The sequence below is a fragment of the Nitrosomonas mobilis genome (assembly GCF_900103035.1).
GTDB lineage: Bacteria > Pseudomonadota > Gammaproteobacteria > Burkholderiales > Nitrosomonadaceae > Nitrosomonas > Nitrosomonas mobilis.
This window is the reverse complement of the sequence record NZ_FMWO01000107.1, coordinates 1-250: the sequence shown is the minus strand read 5'-3', so window position 1 is coordinate 250 and position 250 is coordinate 1. Positions and strand designations below refer to the sequence as shown.

Annotated in this window: 1 protein-coding gene and 1 pseudogene; one reads left to right on the top strand and one right to left on the bottom strand. The window is 47.2% G+C overall.

All coding sequences use genetic code 11. The features are described 5' to 3' along the window. Positions 1–118 (top strand): annotated as a pseudogene (locus tag NSMM_RS16665) (IS1595 family transposase); the annotation flags it as partial. On the opposite strand, the gene NSMM_RS15400 reads toward NSMM_RS16665, so the two are convergent. Then, positions 119–238 (bottom strand): hypothetical protein, encoded by a 120-nt coding sequence (locus tag NSMM_RS15400; RefSeq protein ID WP_281200925.1) that lies wholly within the window; start codon positions 236–238, stop codon positions 119–121. It lies immediately after the preceding pseudogene. Positions 239–250 lie beyond the last annotated feature (12 nt).

The following is a 250-nucleotide window of genomic DNA, read 5'->3' as shown; positions in this document are numbered from 1 at the left end:
CTATCGCTTCAATCGCCGTTTTGATTTGGCTGCCATGGTGCCGCGATTGCTGCGCGCCGCCGCAACGACAGAACCTCTTCCGATCGGTATATTGAGAATTTCTGAGATAGGTAACTAATCAGGAAAATAATTGCTCTGCCTCTACACTTGAACAATTATGTTCCAGCGTATAACCCAGAGCCTGCATATATGCTTTGCGGGCATGTGAAAAAAGCAGCACCTTGCCAATATCATGAATCAGACCTGCGAC